Annotated in this window: 16 protein-coding genes; 6 read left to right on the forward strand and 10 right to left on the reverse strand. The window is 48.7% G+C overall.

The genetic code is table 11. The features are described 5' to 3' along the window. Positions 1-61: 61 nt before the first annotated feature. Both HBA55_RS10560 and HBA55_RS10565 read right to left on the reverse strand, forming a co-directional pair. The gene (locus HBA55_RS10560) at positions 62-994 is read right to left on the reverse strand and encodes a lysylphosphatidylglycerol synthase domain-containing protein (RefSeq protein WP_166990244.1); all 933 of its coding nucleotides are present in this window, start codon (positions 992-994) and stop codon (positions 62-64) included. Between the two features lie 39 nt (positions 995-1,033). Continuing rightward, positions 1,034-1,885: a glycosyltransferase family 2 protein gene (locus tag HBA55_RS10565; protein WP_166990246.1), complete on the reverse strand. Its 852-nt coding sequence runs from the start codon at positions 1,883-1,885 to the stop codon at positions 1,034-1,036. Between the two features lie 249 nt (positions 1,886-2,134). On the opposite strand from HBA55_RS10565, the gene rfbB reads away from it, so the two are divergent. Next, positions 2,135-3,148: a dTDP-glucose 4,6-dehydratase gene (gene rfbB, locus HBA55_RS10570; protein ID WP_166990249.1), complete on the forward strand. Its 1,014-nt coding sequence runs from the start codon at positions 2,135-2,137 to the stop codon at positions 3,146-3,148. A gap of 2 nt (positions 3,149-3,150) precedes the next feature. Here the strand turns inward: rfbB and HBA55_RS10575 are convergent, their stop codons facing one another. The 8 genes from HBA55_RS10575 to HBA55_RS37790 form a co-directional block, all read right to left on the reverse strand. Further along, complete coding sequence (locus HBA55_RS10575) at positions 3,151-4,293, reverse strand: CDP-glycerol glycerophosphotransferase family protein (RefSeq protein ID WP_166990251.1); 1,143 nt, start codon at positions 4,291-4,293, stop codon at positions 3,151-3,153. A gap of 49 nt (positions 4,294-4,342) precedes the next feature. After that, a complete protein-coding gene (locus HBA55_RS10580; RefSeq protein WP_166990253.1) occupies positions 4,343-5,470 on the reverse strand; it encodes an iron-containing alcohol dehydrogenase in 1,128 nt (375 codons plus the stop codon). After that, complete coding sequence (aepY, locus tag HBA55_RS10585) at positions 5,467-6,606, reverse strand: phosphonopyruvate decarboxylase (protein ID WP_166990255.1); 1,140 nt, start codon at positions 6,604-6,606, stop codon at positions 5,467-5,469. The genes HBA55_RS10580 and aepY overlap by 4 nt, the downstream gene beginning before the upstream one ends. Before the next feature lie 4 nt (positions 6,607-6,610). Next, positions 6,611-7,912, reverse strand: coding sequence for a phosphoenolpyruvate mutase (aepX, locus tag HBA55_RS10590; RefSeq protein WP_166990257.1), 1,302 nt, complete (start codon positions 7,910-7,912; stop codon positions 6,611-6,613). Between the two features lie 35 nt (positions 7,913-7,947). Further along, the gene (locus tag HBA55_RS10595) at positions 7,948-8,205 is read right to left on the reverse strand and encodes a hypothetical protein (RefSeq protein WP_166989592.1); all 258 of its coding nucleotides are present in this window, start codon (positions 8,203-8,205) and stop codon (positions 7,948-7,950) included. 36 nt (positions 8,206-8,241) lie between these two features. Beyond that, on the reverse strand, positions 8,242-10,002 hold the full coding sequence (locus tag HBA55_RS10600) for a sulfatase-like hydrolase/transferase (protein ID WP_166990260.1): 1,761 nt from the start codon (positions 10,000-10,002) through the stop codon (positions 8,242-8,244). 175 nt (positions 10,003-10,177) lie between these two features. Continuing rightward, positions 10,178-12,109, reverse strand: coding sequence for a hypothetical protein (locus HBA55_RS10605; protein ID WP_166990261.1), 1,932 nt, complete (start codon positions 12,107-12,109; stop codon positions 10,178-10,180). A 111-nt stretch (positions 12,110-12,220) separates the two neighbouring features. Next, complete coding sequence (locus HBA55_RS37790; RefSeq protein WP_166990263.1) at positions 12,221-12,637, reverse strand: pilin; 417 nt, start codon at positions 12,635-12,637, stop codon at positions 12,221-12,223. 342 nt (positions 12,638-12,979) lie between these two features. Between HBA55_RS37790 and pilB the strand changes: the two genes are divergently transcribed. The 5 genes from pilB to yacG are packed head-to-tail and all read left to right on the forward strand — an operon-like array spanning position 12,980 to position 17,707. Next, positions 12,980-14,710 carry a type IV-A pilus assembly ATPase PilB gene (gene pilB / locus HBA55_RS10615; protein ID WP_166990265.1) on the forward strand — a complete coding sequence of 577 codons (1,731 nt, stop codon included), beginning with the start codon at positions 12,980-12,982 and terminating at the stop codon, positions 14,708-14,710. Positions 14,711-14,716: 6 nt separating this feature from the next. Beyond that, positions 14,717-15,943: a type II secretion system F family protein gene (locus tag HBA55_RS10620; protein ID WP_166990267.1), complete on the forward strand. Its 1,227-nt coding sequence runs from the start codon at positions 14,717-14,719 to the stop codon at positions 15,941-15,943. 28 nt (positions 15,944-15,971) lie between these two features. Beyond that, positions 15,972-16,844, forward strand: coding sequence for a prepilin peptidase (locus HBA55_RS10625; protein WP_166990269.1), 873 nt, complete (start codon positions 15,972-15,974; stop codon positions 16,842-16,844). 51 nt (positions 16,845-16,895) lie between these two features. Beyond that, entirely contained in the window at positions 16,896-17,507 is a 612-nt protein-coding gene (gene coaE, locus HBA55_RS10630) for a dephospho-CoA kinase (protein WP_166990271.1), read from the forward strand. Next, positions 17,504-17,707, forward strand: a complete 204-nt coding sequence (yacG, locus tag HBA55_RS10635) for a DNA gyrase inhibitor YacG (protein WP_166990273.1) — start codon at positions 17,504-17,506, stop codon at positions 17,705-17,707. The genes coaE and yacG overlap by 4 nt, the downstream gene beginning before the upstream one ends. The last annotated feature ends 113 nt before the right edge of the window (positions 17,708-17,820 follow it).

Genomic DNA, 17,820 nt, shown 5'->3' on the forward strand with positions numbered 1-17,820 from the left:
CTTTCTGTATAAACCGGATTAAGCCTGCAGCTCTTGTGCCCATTCTTGGGGTAACTCCCTCCTAAGAACAACTACGCTGAAAACCCGGTAGAGAAATCAAAGCCACACAGACCAGCTCCTGCAAAACCTGCCACCCACGAACCAGTACCGCCACACTGATCAAGACGTCCGCAGGTATCTCAGGCAATACCCAGCCAGCCCCACCGATAAAGATCAGTTCCCTGACACCCATTCCAGCGGGGACAACCAGTGTCAGAGCTGCTGCCACCCAAGAAAGGGCCAATAAGGCGGTGTAAACACTGGCCTCACCAATATCCAAACCAAATATCGCCTTCAACATAAGGATGTTGGACATGGTATAGGACAGGAAGAAAAGGCTGAAGAACACGCTCCCTTCTTTCAAGCTCGTTTCGAATGTTTGATGCGAATCACTGGTCAGGAGCTGCTGCCAACGTCGGGGGAGAAATCTGGCGCTAATTGACACCAAATCCAGGCTATAGAGGTACAGGAAAGCCATTAACCCAATGACAACAATAAACACTGATAACGGCAGATTGACACCACTAGAGAACAAACTGGCGGCAATCACAAGAGTCATCCCCAGTGAAACCAACATAAGCTCAATGTTGGCCACGACAATGCCTTTAACCCCCTTTGTATCAGGAAGGTGGGAAGATTGATAAACAACTCCCCAGATCTTTCCTGGTATGTACTTCGCTATCTGCCCGACAACATACATTTTTATTGCAAGTCGGTCACCGATTTCCACCCCGTATTTACGTAGCAGACGATTAAAATAGATAGCGAGTGTAAAATTGCCCAGCACCCCAACCAGCACCGAGCCGACAAAAATCGACACATCCGCTCGATGCAGCGACGTAGTCAAGGTAGTCCAGCTGTCTCGCGATAGCAGGACCAAGAAACCAAGCCCAATCAGGAACAGACTGTAGCCAAATTTACCCTTGAATTTATTATATTGAGTGAAGATGGACATGGCTCGACACCAGTGGAGAAACCGAATGTAATATCCGGATCACTTCTTGTAGTAAAGTGTGGAAATTTGCTCTGCTACCAGGCCAAATAGAAAAATCTCCACCGAAGTCGTAAATAGCAAGGCACTCATATTAGTGAAGCGCTCAAAGTTTATATAGGTGTAAACATAATACGCTAAACCGGCAGAGAACGTCCCCGCCGCCAGCAAGGTAAATAACTTGAGGGGTGAATAGAGGGTGCCGATTTTAAAGATAATCAAGAGAAATTTCAGACCATCTCTGAAAAGCCGAATATGGCTTTTACCCAGCCTTTCGTGGACCTTAATAGGCAGGTAACCCACTGAGTAGCCGGACCGGAAGAAAGCCATCGTAATAGTGGTGGGATAGGAGAAACCATTTGGCAGGAGAGATAGAAACTCCTTGAACTTAGTGGCATCCACCGCCCGAAATCCAGACGTCAAGTCCTCTACCTTACGCTCCACCATCCAGCTGGCAAAACCATTGTACAGTGCATTGCCAGCCCACCTCGCACCGCTCGCTTGACCGGAGGAGGAGCGCGCACCGACAACCATATCGTAACCTTCTGACATCGCGTTTAGTAACCGAGGAATGTCAGACGGCTGGTGCTGGCCATCACCATCCATAAAGACAAAAATATCTCCACTGGCCTCACGTGCTCCGGTTTTGATCGCGGCACCATTCCCTTTTGAGTAAGCGTGTGAAACTACTTTTGCACCGTATTCCTTTGCAACGCTGGCTGTAGCATCGGTAGAGCCATCATCGATCACTAGTAGCTCCAGCTCATACTCGAATGACATGGACTTTAATTCGGGTAGGATTTTGGCTAGTCCCTCCTCCTCATTTTTTGTAGGAATTATCACAGAAACTCGCATATATCACCCATTTTCTCCGGAATCGTCTAGAATACGGTAAGTAATAGTCAGTGTCTGTCCAGAAACCGGTCCGCTGCAAGCATAGGGTTTCGGATAAACACCAGTTAAAACCTGGTCGATTATAATTCATCGACTTGTATAATGATAACTGAACTGTCGCTGTCAAGAGCTTTTGATGTTTACCAGTTCCGACGTCAGCTATTGTAAAACCAATCTAGAAGTCAACTTTAGGTATCGAACGAAGGCCCCATGAAGATCTTGCTAACCGGCGGCGCCGGATTTATCGGCTCAGCCCTGGTCAGACACCTGATCGCAGACACCTCCCATGAAGTCTGCAATGTGGACAAACTCACCTATTCAGGTAATCTGAAGAATCTGATCGGCTTCGATTCAGGCCCCCGATACCAATTTCATCAGGTCGACATTTGCGATCGAGATGCCATAACGACACTGTTATTTGATTTCCAACCTGATTGCGTTATACATCTCGCCGCAGAATCACACGTGGACCGCTCCATTCAATCCACCGCAGAATTTATTGAGACCAATATTCTTGGTACCCATTGCCTGCTCGAAGTCTGTCTGGATTACCAAAAAAGCCTGGACGCCCCCGGACAAGCGGCATTTCGATTTCTCCATGTGTCTACCGATGAAGTGTATGGCAGCCTCGGGGAGCAAGGCAGCTTCACAGAATCCAGCCCCTATAAACCCAATTCACCTTATTCTGCCTCAAAAGCATCAGCTGATCACTTGGTTCGAGCCTGGCACGTGACTTATGGCTTAAATTGTCTGACAACCAACTGCAGTAATAATTACGGCAGTCATCAACACCCTGAAAAACTGGTTCCAAAGACCATTATCAACTGCATATTGGGCGAAAAGATTCCAATTTACGGTCAGGGCAAACAAGTGAGAGATTGGCTATTCGTAAACGACCATGTCAATGCCCTTATGAAGGTTGCGCTAGAGGCGCCAATAGGCTCCGATTTCAATATCGGCAGCCGCTGTGAACGTAGCAATATCGAGCTGGTGCAGATGATTTGCTTGCAGATGTCCAAACTGAAGCCGCTGAGGACCGGAGAATATACCGACCTTATTGAGTTCGTCTCGGACCGACCGGGTCACGATTTTCGGTACGCGATTGATCCCGGGAAAATCGAAAAGGAATTAGACTGGAAAGCTTCTACGCCGATACAACGCGGCATTGAAGAAACCATACTCTGGTATTTAAACAATAGAGAATGGTGGGAATCATCGATTTAGATCTAAAGGTCTTTTTCCTTCCCATGCTGCCTGGCGATACGAAGTAATTCGATGACGGCGGGCTCAACAGAGTTGTGCAGATTAAAAACACTTTCATCACGAACCCTTCGAATTTCTTCAATAAACTGAGAAGCATCTCTGTAAATAGCCTCGATTTCCTTCGGGACTTGAATCAAGTCCTGAGGATCAACTATCCGGCCGATCTGTCCGCGAATAGTAACCTCCACAGGTGTTAATTGGAGTTTGTCTGCCTCAGGGTTATGGCACTTCTTTGGCACATCGATATAGATTACCGGTCTCTCACAGCTGAACGCGTACTCCATGCCCACGCCGGACCAATCACTGATCATTACGTGACTTTGATACAGGTCACACTTCTCGCGAATATCTGTCTGTAGTTCAAAGCGGGGATTCCCTCCAAAGGTTCGTTGCAATTGTTCCAGCAATACCGAATTGTGTTTAACAGTCATGGGATGTGGTCTGACGATCACCCGATACTGATGATCAAGCAACACCTTCACCAAGTCATGTCCACAAATTTCTATCAGGCTGTTTTCACCCCAAGTCGGAGCGACAATGATCGTTTTTGTCCCGCTGTCCGAGGGGTTGCCGTGTTCTTTTCGGTAGACTTTCACCTCATCAATAAGGGCTTCCAGGCGTCGATAACCGTCGGCGTACAGGTGTTTTTCCGGCAGCTGGTATACCTGTTCCGTTTTACGTATTTCCTCTATTTGAAACGGACTGGTACAGAAAATAGTGTCGAAATGGTCGAAAGCGCCCTGCCGATAGTTTGAATGAGTACTTACCATTGCATGAAACAGATACAGATAATGCACCTTATCAGCACGAGAGCGCTTGATATGATACTTTTCCAGATCAGGCATGGTCATGACCAGAATATTTGCCCGCATCCCCATAAACAAGCTTGTTCTGACACTGCCTTCGCCTATGTAAAATGCTTTTATTTTGTCATTTGACGACTCTAGTATGGGATCATTTTTCTCGGACGTCAGGTAACAGATCAATTCGTTGTGTCGTTTGGTAAGGCACTCAATCAAAGCTTCGAAGTGCATCATGGAGTGAGCGTCTTCTGCGTAAAAGACAATGTTGCGTTCACTATTGGGCAGTGCAAGAAAGCTTTTCATACCCTTCCTTGCCAGAGAGAAGTCATTGTAGGTTTGCAGTATCCCCATGTTAATCATTGCCACTTTTGCAAGGTATGGATCCAAAAGCCCCGAACAGTTGAGACTTACTTAACTCAACAGGATGGTTCGACAAACGCTCAATATTGACCTGATCAACGATGTAACCCCGTTCATGCTCTCCTATCTTCAAACAGCGCAGATCGTATTCCAATCCACAATCGTTCATCAGCTTGTACCACTTTGCCTTGGCGGAGCCACCGCTTTCGACCCCCATCAGCGACATCAACACATGATGCCTCTGCTCAAAGGCTTCATCTTTTTCTAAGGATTCGTGCAACTCAAAGAAACTGCCCAAAGTTAAGGCCACAGCATGCCCATGGGGCAGGCCATATTTGGAAGTAATCGTATAAGAAAGGGCGTGCGGCGCAGTTGTCTTGCTAATATTGATAGCTTTACCTGAAAGATGCGCCCCTTGCATCATATTTTCGCGCACTTGTGTAGTAGGTGAGTTAACCGCCAGCGGCAGATTTTTCAACAATATCTCGATGCTTTCCTGGGCAAATTGACGACTTTCTCCTGTCGCTGATTTAGCCCAATAGGACTCAATAGCTTGCGATAGCGCATCAAACCCGCAACAGGCACTGATGTATGGCGTCATTGACTCGGTGAATACCGGGTCCAGCACTGCAACATCGGGCAAGAGCATCGGCGAAGCCAGCGAATACTTCCTGTTTTCGAAATACAGCACTGCAAAATGCGTCGCTTCGCTGCCGGTGCCAGCGGTGGTGGGGACGGCAACGCTCGGTAAAAGAGGACCAGTAAGAGGCAGGTCACCTCGCAAGATATCGAGGGCTCTCTCTGGATGCGCCTGAAAAGCATTAATGGACTTCGCAACGTCAATACTGCTACCACCGCCGACGGAAATAATAGCCTGACACCGATTCTCCCTGCACAAATCCGATCCGGCTTGCGCCTCAGAAAAAGCGGGATTAACCGAGAAGTCTTGAAAATGAACCACCGAAAAAGGCTTCAAGAGCCCATTAAATACTTTACGGGCCCCGCTCAGGGAATATGAGTCTTTACCCGTAACCAGCAGTACATTCTTGATGTTCCGCTCCAACAGGAAATCAGCAAGGAATGAAACTTCGGTTTGGATGACCAACTTCTTCGCCGTCACGGTATGCTCGTCGACCTAATATAATTCATAAACGCCTGCTTGTTTTCATCAGGAGTCGTCGTTGGACGGCCGATGTCATGCCTATATCCGGGGCGAGTTCTGACTTCCAATAATCCGGCGCCAGATTGTGAGAATAGCTGATTCAACTTCAACGCAAGATCACATCGGCGTTCACACCGATCAGCGTAACGATATCCGGAAGCAGTCGCCAGGCCCACAAAATCTATAGAGAAGCCTTGTGTGGGTTGAGCCCCCACAGAATCGTGAGCGGCGTTATTGATAATGATGTGTTTGAACCCGGCTTGTCTCTTGGCTGCATTAATAGCGAACGCGCCCAGATGCATCAGTGCTGCCCCGTCACCATCTATACATATCACTTGCCTGTCGGGCTGCTGCTCAGCAATCGCTACCGCAATATGCGAAGCATGGCCCATTCCACCGACAGTCAGGAAATCTCTATCGTGCGACTGCCCGGAGTGGAACCGATGTTCAAACAGCTCTCTTGATGCCATCCCGGTAGTGGCCACTATGAGGTCCCTGTCACTACTTTCACGTACAACAGAATGAACAACTTCCTCTCTAGTGAGCTCGTAGCGGCTGTTTTGCGCCTTTTTTGAGCTGTATTCAAAAAAAGAGTTCTTTCGCACCAATAGTGCATGGGGTGAAGAATTTTGCTTGGCCGACTTCACCGCCTGAGCCACTAACTGTAATGCCTGAGTATCTTCGCCATCGATAATCGAATAGGGAATTTCCATCGCCTCAAGCAGAGAAGTCGTAACGCGCCCTTGCTTGATGTGCTGAGGTTCATCACTGACACCCGGCTCGCCTCGCCAACCAACGAGCAGAAGCATCGGAATACTGTAGACTTCCTTGTCAGCGAGGGATAATAAAGGATTGATAATATTTCCCAACCCCGAATTTTGTAAATAGACCAGCGGTACATTTCCAGTGGCTAGGTAATTGCCAATCGCCAACGCTATGGCGCCGCCTTCATTGGCCGTAATAATATGATTTTTATCGTCGACATAATCAGCTATGCAAGAACAAAAGTTCTTCAATAGCGAATCGGGTACACCTGCGTAGTAGTGGACGCCCAGCCTCTTCAGCTGTTCACAGAAATCATCAGGTGCCAGCATGGAATTAACGTGTCCCGGGTATCAAGTTAAGAATCTCATTAAGCGGCATGCATTCACCTTCACTCTCATAGGTACGGCCATTACGCAAAATCGAATGCGCAACCTTTTGCATTGCAGGATACGCTGCCCTAAGCATATGATTGGCATATATAACGACGTTGACACCAGCTGACGCCAGCTCTTCATCTGTAATAGAATTATAGCTGGATGGAACCGCAACCAGAGGCACCTGTTTCTCCATCTGCTTATACAATCTGCAGAATTCGAGCACTTCATCTGCTGACCCTTGCCGACTGTGAATCATAATGGCGTCGGCACCGGCGCCGATATATGCGCCAGCTCTTTCCAGGGCGTCGCCCATGCCCTTATCCAGGATCAGACTCTCAATTCTCGCGATAATCATAAAATCCTGAGTAATTTGCGCCTTTTTCCCTACGCTAATTTTATGGCAAAATTCTTCTATACTTTCTTGTTGCTGCGCAACCTGATTGCCCAGCAACGAATTTTTCTTCAAACCAATCTTATCTTCAATAATCGTGGCCGAAACCCCCAAGCGCTCGAGACTTTTTACGGTAAACGCAAAGTGCTCTGGCTTTCCGCCAGTATCCGCATCATAGATAAGTGGTTTAGTAGTAACTTCAAAAGTATCATTAATCGTTTGTAAACGAGCGGTCAAATCCAGCGCTTCAATGTCCGGTTTTCCTTTGAGCGTGGAATCAGTCAGAGAGCTTGACCACATTGCATCAAACTCCCTGGGAACATTGTCGACAACTTCCCTCGCGTGTTCGATGATGAGGCCACACAGAGGCGTGTGAGACTCGAGCACTCGAACTATATTTTTAGCATCTATGAGCCGCCTGAGTCGTTTCAATCTAATATCCGGAGTGGTTCCTACTTCCTTGATACTGCCATGCAACTGAGTCGATGAAATCCCTGGCGTGTAGCCGACCTCAACAAGCTCTCCTCCCCATTGCGCCAAAACATCAATAACCTGTTGGCGTGTTTTGGCTTGAACTCCGGTCTTCCAGTCATCGCCATGAACCACGTAGTCCGGGCGAAGTTCTTGTAAATTCGGACGATAATCGAGAGTCTCCTGTGCGACGACACGCGCAACACCCCGAATGTTCTCTACTACTGTCTTGCGTTGCTGATAACTCAGGTAGGGTAATCGCTTATAGCTCGCAATCGCTTTATCGGTCAACACGCCGACAGTGACATCACCTAACTTGGCTGCTTGATCAATAATATTGATATGGCCGGGATGCAGTAAATCTGCACTCATTCCAACATAGACGGATTTTTTCATTTCATCTGGAACTTGCTTTAGTTTCGTTTAGGGCGTTATTGATCAGTATCTTGATCTTTTTTTTCCACACCATCGTCCGCTTCATTTCGCTCAACATCCTTACCCATCCACTCTCCCACCAAGGCCTTCAACCTGTACCAGTACATCTTGATGGTATAAAAAGCACCCACCAAACCGGCGATCAGCATTTGGATCAGGAAACTGCCGGACCCGGGATCCAGGTAGGCGTAGGCGAATTGAGGCGATAACATCGCAGCTGTTAGGGCCAGTATTGATAAACACAACTTTTTCATGCAAGTAACCCACTTTGATATTCAGTATTGATGTAACTATTGCACTTGCTTCCTACTTGTATCGATTGGGTGAATCACCCTCTTTTCAATCCACTGACTTTCGTAGTGGCTTCCATTAATTTCGAACTCAACAATGGGGCCAGCAAATTCTGTTTCCCATGCATCTCGCTGCCATGCATAAAAATAGAATGAACGCGACCCTAAGTCGTCATCAGCCATATCAAGTATGGACTGCTGACCAAATTCATCTTGCCACTGCAAGATATCTGATATGGTATCTGGCAATTGCAACAGCGATGTCAGCTTATCGGAAGTTTTAAGCGGTTCAGCTGCCGAGGGAGGTTTAATCGCCAACAAGGGGGAAGCCAGAGAACTGAGCCAGTCGGGAGCGACATTGCCATTGGGAAATCGAATTGGGGGGCCTTTGCGTCGGTTGCCGGGCCAACCGCCATGATCACCTTGTATAATAATCAGGCTATCATCATACAAGCCACGTTCCTTCAGGACATTAAAGAAACTGGCCAAGGTGTCTAGCGTACATTTGGATTGATAAGTGAGTAACTGTCTGTTCATTCCATCCGCCCTGCCCGAATAGTGACAACGTCCATCCACCACCATTGGATTGTGGGTATTCATGATATGGAAATACTTGTATACCGGCGCGTCACGATCAACTCTTATTTCACGTTCAAAGTTCAGCAGGAAAATCGTATGCTTGAAGTAAAGATGCTGCAGTCCATTTCCCTGACTGAACCAAGATGACAGCAGCCAGGACTGCCCTCTATAGACTGCCGGTTTTAAGAAATGGGGCAGTGATCGAAACAGGCTCAGATCCATAAGTTTAACAAATTGAGTATGTACTGACCCTGTTAATGCGTCACTATTTAGAGCGAATATGTTCTTATAACTGGTATTGCTATAACGTTTCAGCCAATAATCTCCGGAAATTCCAAGATCCACTTCATATCCTTGTTCGGAAGCGGAATTCAGAATATTTTTCCCTGAAAAAACGTCATCTATAAAGCTATCCTTGGATGTCTGATTGTCGTATACCCTCCCCGCCAGAAAAGCGGGTATTGCGAAACGTGTGTAGGGGAAAACGCCAAGATTCTCTCTGTAATAGGTGAAACCTGTAAACGATTCCCGATAGGCCGCCCCCAACTCTGAGCGGTTAATCAGCTCATCAAATACATCGGCCTGAAATCCGTCAACCGTTAAATGTATGACATTGTGCTTACTGGAAAAACGATATAGCTGATCCAAGCTCTCAGTTGAATCAAAACTTTGTATAGACGCCAGCTCATGTCGACTTTCATAGATTTGTGCCGCCAAAGGAGCCAGCTGAATCAACAGAATTAGCGCAAGAAGTTTGCTTAAACGCTGTAAGTGGGGAGAACCAAACCTAAATACGGCGATAAACACCGCTATCCAGATACTTGCATCTACCCACCCCTGCCACGGATACTGCCCCCAATCAATTGCCCGACCATCGAGAATACCGTAGTCCCATAAGATTGCATTGGCCTGGAGCCACAAACAGACTATCAAAGCAAATTGCAGAAGCTGCAAATAAAGCCAGACCCGACCAGCCAAGAGCCTCTGCAGAATAAATAAAACAAGGACCAACAAGACTGCTGGAATCAAGCATAACCTTAAGAAGGTCCCTAAGGTAATTCCCACCTCTTGCAAATTGGTCAGATAAAGTGACAATGGCGTCAGAATAAACAACTGGGCTGCCAGCGTGGTGCTTATGACTAATGCCACAATACTGTTTCGTAACGAATCTACTGTCGGCATCAATCACACCCCGGAGATATCTTATTCACGTATCGGTTAACGGATAGCGTTGCCCAGACAAGGCCCACCATCCTTTTTATCTTGAGTCTAGTTACCATATTGCCACTTCATTTTGTCGTTTCATTGGTAGCTATGGCAACCCCTTACGGGAAGGACACAGCCCTGAATTCAGAACCTAGCCTCGCTGCACGCCCATTTTCAACTCAACCGAGGCCCTCTTTTTTACCAGCTCTCGCAGCTGTGAATACCTTTCCCTATGCATACTCGGCACCAAAGGAAGAGCATCCAGCGCTCTTTCGTATCCTTCCAGATAGGAGTCTGCGAGACTGTAGTTCTTCAAACTCATCGCAATAGAAAGTTGCCACTGATAAACATCCAATCTGGCGGGATAGACACCAACAGATGCTTCCAGATTCTGCAAGGCAAGGTCAGCCTCCCCCCTGAACACGTGAATTTTAGCCAGGAAGAAAAACAAACTCGATAAGGTGTAAGGCTCTGCGTAGGCGGGGTCTGCAACGTAGAGTTTGAAGATCTTGACCATGTCCATGGTAGTAGCACTCTGACATCGACCTTCCAAGAATTCGTTGACAAGTTTATCAAGCGTAGCGGCGATACCGACATGCCCCACACTTCCCGGAATCATTCTCTGGTAATTGGCGATATCCTCAGAAGTATCAATGGAAAGTCTACAGCGCAGGTTTAACCGCACTGTTTGCATCATGGCGTGCCGAGGGTATTGTCCAGAGATTTTGGAATAGACCTTATCGGCTTCGTAGGGGTAATCTTCTGATAACCAGTACTCGGCCAGGTTATGCTGCGCTCTCATAGAAGCCGGTTTAGTCAGCGCCCAGTTGACAGCGATGTTTCTAGAGCTACTCCACACATCAGAGTTCCACAACGCGATTCCTCCCGTCACGGTCATTGCCACAACACAGAGCATTCCACTAAGTATTCTGTGCTGCCTTGCCAACCCCACCACCACAGATGCAAACAGAAAAATACAACCGAAGATAGGCAGATAATTCCGGTGCTCGAATGCAATCTCCAGCGGCAAGGCCGTAGATTCCATCACATGCCCCAGAAAGTACCAGCCTATTGCAAAGCAAAGAATTGGCGCCCTTTTCCTGCTGGCAAACCCCAGCGTGATCAAGGCGGCCAGGAACAGCAGACTGTATAGAGTGGTCACCGGAGTCAACAAATCAACGGACTTGATGATATCGTCATGAAACAGGCCTGAATTCCCCAGTGACGGAATCCAGATTTGATATAAATATAGACACAATACCCGGGTCTGGGTCAGCAACCTTTCGATGGGCGTGAAATCGCGGGTAATAAAGACTTGGTCTAATTGGGGAAACCTAAGGGCAAGTACCACTGCCAATGCCGAGAGAGGTACTGCCAACAACAGTAAATAGAAGGAAGTCCGGTGTTCCAGCGGTTTAACCAGGCGATTAGCGCCTAGCCAGTATTCAAGCATGGCAATATAGAAAATCAACAGAAAGGCACTCTGCTTACACAGACCACCGAGCACCACAAAACTATATACAACTCCTATTAAACAGCCCAACTGATACCAGCTGGAAGCATTGTAATGACGCCTGAGGTAGCAGTAGCTGCAACAGCCCAACAGCACAAAGAATGTTGACATGGACGTCATGCGCTGGACAACGTAGAAAACCGTCGACTGCTGCTGCGGATGGACCGCCCAGATCAGTGCCACCATCGCTGCCAGCATTAACGTCTCACGGCTGCGCAACCCTGCCGGCGATATCAGCAGAGACAGGACATAAACCAATACCACATTCAGAAGATGGACAATCAGATTAAAACGCTTTAACGCCTCAGTGTTGCCAACAAGATAGTGATCGAGCTGCAGATAAAAGGATGCAAACGGCAGCACCCGGTCACGCACCTTCGGGTCAGATGCCGCCAACTCCCAAAAGCTCAGGTTCTCCTCCACCACCAACGGTAAAAGAAAATTCAGATTTAGGGTGTCGTCGAGTAACAGCGGCCCACTTAAACCCGGATACAGAATAGCGGTGGCTACCAGTAGCACGATCCCCAGCAGGGAAATCGGCGTGTAATCGCCTGTCAGGTTTAATCTCAAATCTATACACCTCTGCGCCTGGCAAAAAAAAACCACCCCATCAAGGGTGGTTTTTGTATTCCATTATATAGAGCCGGAGACCTCAGGCCGCGCCGGCTCTAGACAATGTAATTAACCACGGCAGCTACTGGGAGCAACACTGTCGTTGGTTGAATCACAAGTCCAGGTCACGACATCTTCGTTACCCAAAGCTGGAGTCAAAGTAATAGTGATAGTCGCGCCGATGTTGGCAGTTACGCCCTGCACGGTGACCACGCCGTTAGCGGTAATGGCTGCTTCACTGACCATGTCGCCTGCGGTAGACAGTGTCAGGCCAGAACCGGAGCCCGTCAGGGTACCGTTCACCTGGGCAAATTCTGATACTTGCTGCTTGACCGAAGACGCCACTAACACGAGCTCGGTAGTACGGGCGCGAGCGGTATAGTCTTGATAGGCCGGCAGCGCCACGGCCGCCAGAATGCCGATGATTGCAATAACAATCATCAATTCAATCAATGTGAAACCTTTTTGGTTTTGCTGTTGAGTCATGATAACGATCTCCAAAAATTTACTGTTATACTGCCAGGATAGAGCTTGCCGGGTTCTACAAGCAAACCCCATGCCACAGCCAGAAGGCCCGCAGAAATACTGGCTCCATACCACACAGAAAGGTAGACCGACACCTCTCTTTGACAACAGCAATGTCAGTTTGTGACGCTTTTTGTCACCCAGGGCATAACCCTCAGTCATAGGCTATTCTCTAGAGAGCAATAGAATCACGCTTTAGTCTACTTATGGCACCTGTACAATTTACAAAAGATGCATAATTTCATAGAGTTATAGGCTAAATTTAAAGGATATCGCCATTAGGGGATAACAAGGTCACTTGATATGAATGCTCCCGCCACCGTGCTCAGTGGATTAGCCAGGCGACTCGTCTCCGATGGTATTCTGCAAGAAGAGCTTGCGCGAGAAGCGCTTGCCAGTGCCAGCAGAAACAAAATCACCTTTGTCTTCGAGCTAATTCAACACCAGGGCATTTCAGCCAAGACAATTGCCAGTGCGGCCTCCGATGAATTCGGCAGTCCGATATTTGACCTCAATGCGATTCAACAGGACAGCCTGCCACAGGATCTGGTCGACTCCAAGCTCATCCAAAAACACCAGGTACTGCCGCTGTTTCGGCGCGGCAATCGTCTGTACCTGGCAGTAGCAGACCCGACCAACCTCCATGCGCTAGACGAAATCAAGTTTCATACAGGCCTGAACACCGACGCTATCCTGGTTGAGGGTGACAAGCTCCACAGCAGCATTGACGTCTTTCTGGAAAAACAAGAGGGATCGATTGGTGACGCATTGGGAGGGCTCGACGACGAGACCCTGGATGCTCTAGATATCGAGGCAGTGGATGAAGACGGCCCCACCGACGAAGGAACAGACCAAGAGGCTGACGAGGCCCCCATAGTCAAATTTGTTAACAAAGTACTGCTGGATGCCATCAAGACTGGCGCTTCGGACATTCACTTCGAACCCTACGAAAAAACCTATCGTGTGAGATTCCGCACCGATGGTATTTTGTATGAGGTTGCAAAGCCCCCCACGGCACTGGCAACCCGCCTGGCAGCTCGCCTGAAGGTTATGTCACAAATGGACATCTCAGAGCGTCGAGTTCCCCAGGACGGTCGCATCAAATTAAAAATAACCAAAACGCGAGCCATTGACTTCCGGGTCAACTCCCTTCCTACGCTGTTTGGCGAAAAGATAGTGCTGCGGATTTTGGACCCAAGTAGCGCGAAACTGGGTATTGATGCACTGGGTTATGAAGATAATCAAAAACAGCTCTACATGGACGCACTGGCGCAACCACAGGGCATGATTCTTGTGACCGGGCCTACGGGCTCAGGTAAAACCGTTTCTCTCTACACCGGCCTCAACATTCTCAACACCAGCGAACGCAACATCTCCACCGCTGAGGACCCCGTGGAAATCAACCTGGAAGGAATCAACCAGGTCAACGTCAACCACAAAGTGGGTTTAACCTTTGCCGAAGCTTTGAGGTCCTTTCTACGACAAGATCCCGATATCGTTATGGTCGGAGAGATTCGGGATCTGGAGACAGCAGAGATTGCTATCAAGGCAGCTCAAACAGGGCACTTGGTTCTCTCGACGCTTCATACCAACAGCGCCCCGGAAACTCTTACCCGCCTGTTGAACATGGGGGTCCCCGCGTTTAACGTGGCGACTACCGTAAGCCTGATTATTGCCCAACGATTGGCACGACGACTCTGCACACAGTGTAAGAAGCCCGCAGACGACATTCCCGATGATATTCTCAGTGCAGAGGGCTTTGACAACATCGGAATGGACAGGGAAGAACTGCAACTCTTTCACCCTGTCGGATGTGACGGCTGCACCAATGGCTACAAGGGTCGAGTAGGGGTCTATGAAGTAGTTCGCATCACTTCCTCCATTTCCAGGATTATAATGGAGGGCGGCAATGCCATTGAGATTGCTGATGCCGCCCGAGAAGAAGGATTCAATAACCTCCGGATTTCAGCGCTCAGAAAGGCGGCTCAGGGGCTTACCAGCTTGGAAGAAGCAAACCGTGTAACCAAGGACTAATCAGTTATGGCTACGGCAACAGCAACAGCAACAACCGCCACCTTTATCTATAAAGGCGTAGACAGGAAGGGGGCAAAGGTTGAAGGCGAGATCACCGGGACCAGCTCTGCCTTGGTCAAGGCACAGCTCGTCAAGCAAGGCATCAACGCTCGTACGGTGCGCAAGAAGCCAAAACCCATGTTTGGAGGTGGCGGCAAGAGCATCAAGCCTATTGACATAGCCATTTTCACCCGTCAAATGGCCACCATGATGAAAGCCGGTGTTCCACTGGTGCAGAGTTTTGAAATTGTGGCCGAAGGGCTCGACAATGAGTCACTGAAAAAGCTCATTATGACCATCCGTGAAGATGTAGCAGCGGGCTCCTCTTTCGCAGCGGCACTGGAAAAACACCCCAAGTATTTCGATGATTTGTTTTGCAGCCTGGTGGAATCAGGTGAGCAATCGGGTGCCCTGGAAACCATGCTGGACAGGGTAGCCACTTACAAGGAAAAAACGGAAGCGATTAAGGCCAAGATTAAAAAGGCCATGACCTACCCCATCGCGGTGGTGGTGGTTGCCATTGTGGTAACCGGCATTTTGCTCGTTAAGGTGGTTCCGCAATTTGCTGAAACCTTTAGCAGCTTTGGCGCCGATCTACCCGCTTTTACTCTGTTTGTGCTCGGAATCTCAGAAACGATGCAGGAATGGTGGTGGATTATCCTGATTAGCATGATTGGCGGGGTCTTTGCGTTTACCGAAGCCAGACAACGGAGCGAGTCTTTCTCCCACAACGTAGATCGTGCCATTCTTAAATTTCCAATTATTGGTGGCATCGTTTATAACGCCATTGTTGCCCGTTTTGCACGAACCCTGGCAACCACATTCTCTGCTGGTGTACCTCTGATCGATGCCCTTGAATCTGTGGCAGGCGCTACCGGCAATTGGGTTTATGAAAGTGCCGTTCACAAAATTCGAGAAGAAGTATCAACAGGGATTCAGCTTAATATATCCCTGAGAAAGGCCAACATCTTCCCGACAATGCTCCTGCAGATGACCGCAATCGGCGAAGAATCCGGTGCTCTGGACGAGATGTTGGACAAAGTAGCAACCTACTACGAAGAACAGGTCGACAACATGGTAGACGGTCTTACCTCACTGCTCGAACCTCTAATCATGTCAGTCCTGGGTGTCCTCGTAGGCGGTCTGATGATCGCCATGTACCTCCCGATTTTCCAACTGGGCAGCGTGGTTTAAACCAGACGAAACAAGGACTTACCCCCACATGACCGCAACCGAACTGGCCGGCGACTCCACCGGCCTTTTTATTGCCCTGGCCACAATCCTGGGCCTGGTCGTCGGCAGCTTTCTCAACGTGGTGATCCACCGCTTGCCAAAGATGATGCAAAACGCTTGGCGGCAAGACTGCTGCGAACTGCTGGAAGTGGAAAACCCCGAAGCAGGTAAACCCTATAACCTGCTAAAACCGGACTCCCACTGCCCAAAATGCCGGACACCCATCAAACCCTGGCAGAACATCCCCATTGTCAGCTATCTGATGTTGAAAGGCCGTTGTGGCAATTGCCAGGAGCCCATCAGCAAGCGCTACCCTATTATTGAAGCGGTAACGGGACTGATCAGCGGCTATGTCGCCTTCCAGTTTGGCTGGTCGGAGCAAGCCATTGCTGTGTTGCTGCTGTCCTGGGCCTTGATCTCCCTGACGATGATCGATATTGATCATCAATTGCTGCCAGACAATATCACTCTACCTCTGGTGTGGCTGGGCGTATTGGTGAACAGCCAAGGGCTGTTTACCGATCTGGAGTCCTCGGTATTCGGCGCTATAGGGGGCTATTTGTCGTTGTGGTCAGTATTCTGGCTGTTCAAGATATTGACCGGAAAAGAAGGCATGGGCTATGGGGATTTCAAGCTATTAGCGGCTCTGGGCGCCTGGATGGGCTGGCAAATGCTGCCTCTGGTTATCATTCTGTCTTCTTTCGTCGGCGCCGCCATCGGCATCATTGGCATTGTTGTCCAGGGCCGTGACAAGAGTGTACCCATCCCTTTTGGCCCCTATTTGGCTATTGCCGGCTGGATTGCGCTGCTTTGGGGGGATATCATCACCAACCAATACCTGCAGTTTGCCGGGGTGAATTAATTCCCGGGCAATCTGCATAGAGCTAGAGATCAGCAACGAGTTTTATCCTGAATGACCTTTGTAGTAGGCCTGACCGGCGGCATCGGCTCCGGCAAAACGGCGGTTTCTGACCATTTTCAAACCCTTGGCATCTGTGTGGTGGATGCCGATCTGGCCTCTCGTGTGGTGGTTGAACCGGGGCGCCCGGCGCTAGAGAAGATCGCTGACCACTTTGGCGCAGAAATGCTTCTCCCCGATGGCAATATGAATCGTGCATTGATGAGAGAAAAGATATTTGCCAGTCCTGACGAAAAACGCTGGCTCGAAGCCTTACTTCATCCTCTGATTCGGGAAGAGATTGTCTCCGGCCTGGAGAACGCCACATCACCCTATGCTCTTCTCGTTTCACCACTGTTGGTAGAAACAGGGCAAAACACGCTGACCCGCAGGGTGTTAGTCGTGGATGTCCCTGAAGAACTACAGTTGTCTCGAACCATGTTACGCGACAGCAACAGTGCTGAGCAGGTGCACGCCATTATGGCCAGTCAGGCCAGTCGTGAGCAGCGACTTGGTTATGCGGATGATGTGATCGTTAACGACAGCAGTCTTGAAGCTCTGCAACAGAAAGTCAATGGGTTACACCAACGCTATCTGCAAATGGTAAATGAGGAGGGAACTCAGTGAACACACCAGTCCCTACGCTTAATTGTCCCACCTGCCAGAAGACCATCGAGTACTCCAACAAGTATCCTTACAGACCTTTTTGCAGTGAACGCTGCAAATTTATCGATTTGGGAGAGTGGGGCGATGAAAACCGCAGAATCAGGGGCAACTCAGTGTACGATGATTTGTTATCGGGAGATTTGAACGATCCTGACTTATAGTCTGCGATTATCATACACAACACCACTCACACCTTGATATGACCTGCTTGTTTTCAGAGAAGACACTTTTTGGTACTTGGGGCGTATATCAAATCGTATTACCCCCCACAAAA

This window comes from Pseudomaricurvus alkylphenolicus, from assembly GCF_011683955.1.
GTDB classification, from domain to species: Bacteria; Pseudomonadota; Gammaproteobacteria; order Pseudomonadales; family Cellvibrionaceae; genus Pseudomaricurvus; species Pseudomaricurvus alkylphenolicus.

What these genes read in the sequence shown, in the direction of transcription:
- rfbB (WP_166990249.1), top strand. Translation starts at nt 2,135, where the DNA reads ATGAAGATCTTGCTAACCGGCGGCGCCGGATTTATCGGCTCAGCCCTG.
- HBA55_RS10595 (WP_166989592.1), bottom strand. Translation starts at nt 8,205, where the DNA reads ATGAAAAAGTTGTGTTTATCAATACTGGCCCTAACAGCTGCGATGTTA.
- HBA55_RS37790 (WP_166990263.1), bottom strand. Translation starts at nt 12,637, where the DNA reads ATGACTCAACAGCAAAACCAAAAAGGTTTCACATTGATTGAATTGATG.
- HBA55_RS10620 (WP_166990267.1), top strand. Translation starts at nt 14,717, where the DNA reads ATGGCTACGGCAACAGCAACAGCAACAACCGCCACCTTTATCTATAAA.
- HBA55_RS10625 (WP_166990269.1), top strand. Translation starts at nt 15,972, where the DNA reads ATGACCGCAACCGAACTGGCCGGCGACTCCACCGGCCTTTTTATTGCC.
- HBA55_RS10565 (WP_166990246.1), bottom strand. Translation starts at nt 1,885, where the DNA reads ATGCGAGTTTCTGTGATAATTCCTACAAAAAATGAGGAGGAGGGACTA.
- HBA55_RS10575 (WP_166990251.1), bottom strand. Translation starts at nt 4,293, where the DNA reads ATGAAAAGCTTTCTTGCACTGCCCAATAGTGAACGCAACATTGTCTTT.
- coaE (WP_166990271.1), top strand. Translation starts at nt 16,896, where the DNA reads ATGACCTTTGTAGTAGGCCTGACCGGCGGCATCGGCTCCGGCAAAACG.
- aepY (WP_166990255.1), bottom strand. Translation starts at nt 6,606, where the DNA reads ATGCTGGCACCTGATGATTTCTGTGAACAGCTGAAGAGGCTGGGCGTC.
- pilB (WP_166990265.1), top strand. Translation starts at nt 12,980, where the DNA reads ATGAATGCTCCCGCCACCGTGCTCAGTGGATTAGCCAGGCGACTCGTC.
- HBA55_RS10560 (WP_166990244.1), bottom strand. Translation starts at nt 994, where the DNA reads ATGTCCATCTTCACTCAATATAATAAATTCAAGGGTAAATTTGGCTAC.
- HBA55_RS10600 (WP_166990260.1), bottom strand. Translation starts at nt 10,002, where the DNA reads ATGCCGACAGTAGATTCGTTACGAAACAGTATTGTGGCATTAGTCATA.
- aepX (WP_166990257.1), bottom strand. Translation starts at nt 7,912, where the DNA reads ATGAAAAAATCCGTCTATGTTGGAATGAGTGCAGATTTACTGCATCCC.